General features: G+C 40.9%; 3 protein-coding genes. All 3 read right to left on the bottom strand.

Translation table 11 applies throughout. From position 1 onward, the window contains the following. Window positions 1-279: 279 nt before the first annotated feature. The 3 genes from crr to CXF78_RS17925 all read right to left on the bottom strand — a co-directional run bounded on the left by crr (window position 280) and on the right by CXF78_RS17925 (window position 2,862). Window positions 280-789 carry a PTS glucose transporter subunit IIA gene (crr, locus tag CXF78_RS17935; RefSeq protein WP_011637233.1) on the bottom strand — a complete coding sequence of 170 codons (510 nt, stop codon included), beginning with the start codon at window positions 787-789 and terminating at the stop codon, window positions 280-282. 78 nt (window positions 790-867) lie between these two features. Further along, window positions 868-2,592: a phosphoenolpyruvate--protein phosphotransferase gene (gene ptsP, locus CXF78_RS17930; RefSeq protein ID WP_102037527.1), complete on the bottom strand. Its 1,725-nt coding sequence runs from the start codon at window positions 2,590-2,592 to the stop codon at window positions 868-870. 12 nt (window positions 2,593-2,604) lie between these two features. Continuing rightward, window positions 2,605-2,862, bottom strand: a complete 258-nt coding sequence (locus CXF78_RS17925; RefSeq protein ID WP_041413537.1) for an HPr family phosphocarrier protein — start codon at window positions 2,860-2,862, stop codon at window positions 2,605-2,607. Window positions 2,863-3,238 lie beyond the last annotated feature (376 nt).

Raw genomic sequence — 3,238 nt, 5'->3', positions numbered from 1 at the left:
TCAAAAGAATACTCCATTAATGTCGATAGGGTTGTCATGTAAGGCTTGGCTTTTTAGATCAGCCTGAAAAAGTGCCTTATGTAAAAGGGATATCATTGAATGCATTTAACAACATTGTGGCATTGTGAAGCGGCTTGAACAAGCCGAAGACGGTGTTTTGAAAAGATTTCATAATATGCAACCTACGCTCACTTAAGCTGAAGGTTGCATATTATTGTGGCGCGATAGTTTACGACAATCATTGAATAGGGTTGTTAAATAGATAGAGCCAACTTGATGTTACATTTGCACCGTAAAAATAATATCTTTACCTGCAACAACGCTGCCTTGAGCCTTATCTAATTGTTTAACGTCTTCCATATTGGCCAAAACTACCGGAGTCAGTAAACTGTCGACTTTGCCGCGTAAATAGGCAAGGTCGAAAGACAAAATCGGTTCACCGGCTTTAACTTGCTGACCTTCTTCGGCCAAACGTTTAAAGCCATTACCTCGCAGTTCAACGGTTCCAACCCCAAAGTGCACAAACAGTTCAAGCCCTTGTGGAGACTCAATGCTAAAGGCATGGTTGGTTTCAAAAATTTTACCTATGGTGCCATCTATCGGAGCGACAATAAATTCGCCCTTTGGGTCGATAGCAATGCCATCGCCAACAATTTTTTCAGCAAATACCACGTCGGGTACTTTTTCAATTGCAACAATATCACCAGATACAGGTGCATAAATGGCAATACCACCTGTTAATGGTGGTTGGCCAGAAATAAGTCGTCTAATACGGCTTAAAAATCCCATAAGAACAAGCCTCTTTTATTAATATTTTTATGCGGTTAATTGTAAACGGCTCTGCGAACTTTACCAACTTTATTCGTGCTATTGATTGTAATCAAGTGCAAAAGCGTTAATGGCTGAGCGTATATCAGTAATTCGAGTTAACAAAGCAATGTGTTGTGCATGGCGGACATATTCTGCGTAATGCCCCTTAATCAATGCCACTTTTACATCTAATAAATTAGCTGGGTTGATACTCAATTCATCAAGCCCAAGTCCGACTAATAAAGGTAAGACGCGTGGATCGCTACCAAGTTCACCACATAAAGAGACTTTAACGTTTGCCTTTTTACAGTGGTTTATGGTGATGGAAATTAACTGGATAACAGCAGGTGACAGAGGCGGATATTGTTTGGCTAAATGCGGATTAGTACGATCGGCCGCTAAAGTATACTGGGTTAAATCATTTGTGCCGATACTGACAAAATCAAGCAGTGGCAGCATGCTGGGTAGGTTCATTACTGCTGCTGGGGTTTCAACCACAATACCGTAGCTCAGGGTACCAAAACCTTTTTCTTGTTCAATTAATTCTGCTTTGGCACGTTCAATTAATAAAAATGCGGCGTCAAGTTCTTCAACCTGGCTAACCATCGGAAACATTAATCGAACTTGGCCATGGTTTGCCGCCCGAAGTATCGCTTTTACTTGGGGGATAAAGGTCTCTGGGTGCGCCAAACTATAGCGAATACCACGAATACCAAGGGCAGGGTTATCTTCGTTATTTTGCGGCAAACAAGGGATCTCTTTATCTGCGCCAATATCAAACGTTCGAATAGTCAACACGTCACCTTGTAAACTATGCAGAGCATCGCTATAGAGTTTATATTGTTGCTGCTCATCGGGTAACGCTTTAGCATTCATCAATAAAAATTCGGTACGAAACAAGCCTATACCTTGTGCTCCGACTTCGGCTGTATGAGATATTTCACTCAGATTTCCCACATTGGCCAGCAAAGTGATCTTATGACCATCAAGGGTTTGACTGGGCTTATCTTTATAAATCATCAATGCTTGACGACGCAGCAATTCTTGTTGTTGTTTTTGCTTTAACTGGTCGAATAGTTCAGGTGATGGGGCGATATGTAACTCACCTGACATACCATCTAAAATGAGCTGCGAGCCATCTGTGATGAGGTTTTCAGATTGTGAGAATTGATAATTAAGTAACGCTGGAATACCCGCTGCCCGAGCTAAAATCGCAGTATGGCTTGTTAGGCCTCCAGATTCGAGAATAAGTCCGGTTATGTGGGTTAGTGGCAATATGGCAAATTCAGCAGGGGTTAAGTCATCAGCGAGTAAAATCGTGTCTTCTGCGAGTGTTGATAAGTCCCATTGCAAATGGCCATGCAAAGCACTGGTCAGGCGTTTAGCCAAACAAATAATATCACCGCTACGATTGGCTAAATAAGGGTCGTCTAATGACGACATTTCTGCTGCATGTTGATTAAAAATCCGATCAACCGCGACCGCTGCGCAAACTCTAAATTGATTAATCTGTTGATGTAGTTGCTGCTGTAGCTCCTCATCTTCTAGCAACATAATATCGCTATCAATGAGTTGGAAATTATCGCAATCTGGGCACAGGTGATGTTGGCAGTGTTGTAAATGAGCAATTAAGTGATTAATTGCCTGGGTTAGCTGTTGCTGTTGCTGGTCAATTTGCTCAATAGAAAGCAGTTTAAAATCGAGAGGTGGCAGTTGAGTGGTAATCGTCAGGGCTTTACCAAAAGCGATGCCTGCAGATACAACGATTCCATTGATTGACATAACGTTGTCCTATTAGCTAAGTGTAATCAGCATTGAGGCTATTTTGTCGACAGCCGCTTGACCGTGTTCACCTGACGCCAATACCGTCACCGACATGCCTTGGTAAAGGCCCAATGTTTGCAATTTAAATAAACTTTTAGCACTGGCCTGTTTTCCATTACATTCGACCATGATGTCGCAGTCGAACTCTTTTGCCTCTTTTACCAGTAATGCCGCTGGACGCGTGTGAATGCCGTGAGGAGCAACAATGGTGACCGTTTTTTGATACATAAAAAACATACTCTGTAATGAATGACAACTAAATACTCATTGGATTAAGTATCAATATTTCAATACGCTAGTGGGAAATGTTTACTAGCATTTTTTGCTAAAATACCTTGTTGAGCTCAAGTATTTAATCTGATGGACACAATATACCTTAAAGTCATAAGGGCTAAAAGTGATGTTCGACTCGAAATTGCCCGTGATGTATTAATCAAGGCTTTAAGTCAATATTGGTTGCGGTAATAATATGAAAGTTTAGAAGGTAAATCTAAAGGCTTTTTAGGTTGACAGTTGTAAAGCCAAGTCTAAAAAGCCTTAGTTAATCAATTGTTTTAATAGCTATATTTTAAATTGCCCTAGAGTTTTGCTCATATCAACACTA

It is taken from the genome of Shewanella sp. 11B5 (genome assembly GCF_002836795.1).
GTDB lineage: Bacteria > Pseudomonadota > Gammaproteobacteria > Enterobacterales > Shewanellaceae > Shewanella > Shewanella frigidimarina.
The sequence above is the reverse complement of the archived record's forward strand: the minus strand, read 5'-3'. Positions and strand labels throughout refer to the sequence as shown.

Excerpts from the sequence above, each read along its gene's own strand:
- crr (WP_011637233.1), bottom strand. The coding sequence starts at position 789 with ATGGGATTTTTAAGCCGTATTAGACGACTTATTTCTGGCCAACCACCA.
- ptsP (WP_102037527.1), bottom strand. The coding sequence starts at position 2,592 with ATGTCAATCAATGGAATCGTTGTATCTGCAGGCATCGCTTTTGGTAAA.
- CXF78_RS17925 (WP_041413537.1), bottom strand. The coding sequence starts at position 2,862 with ATGTATCAAAAAACGGTCACCATTGTTGCTCCTCACGGCATTCACACG.